At 53.8% G+C, this 312-nt stretch carries 1 rRNA gene; it reads right to left on the bottom strand.

Annotated elements, in window-relative coordinates:
• A 16S ribosomal RNA gene (locus JCM17207_RS00540) occupies positions 1-247 on the bottom strand; the annotation flags it as partial.
• Positions 248-312: the final 65 nt, after the last annotated feature.

Raw genomic sequence — 312 nt, 5'->3', positions numbered from 1 at the left:
CCCGTAGGAGTCTGGGCCGTGTCTCAGTCCCAATGTGGCCGTTCAACCTCTCAGTCCGGCTACCGATCGTCGCCTTGGTGGGCCGTTACCTCACCAACCAGCTAATCGGACGCGAGGCCATCTCAAAGCGGATTGCTCCTTTTCCCTCAGATCCATGCGGATCCGTGGGCTTATGCGGTATTAGCAGTCGTTTCCAACTGTTGTCCCCCTCTTTGAGGCAGGTTCCTCACGCGTTACTCACCCGTTCGCCACTAGATGAATCCTTACTCCCAACCCTTTGCATTTGTGTTAGTCTTACTTAAAAAGCCTAAT

This window comes from Faecalibacterium gallinarum (genome assembly GCF_022180365.1).
GTDB lineage: Bacteria > Bacillota > Clostridia > Oscillospirales > Ruminococcaceae > Faecalibacterium > Faecalibacterium gallinarum.
Note: the sequence above shows the minus strand (reverse complement) of the source record. Positions and strands in the feature narration are given on the sequence as shown.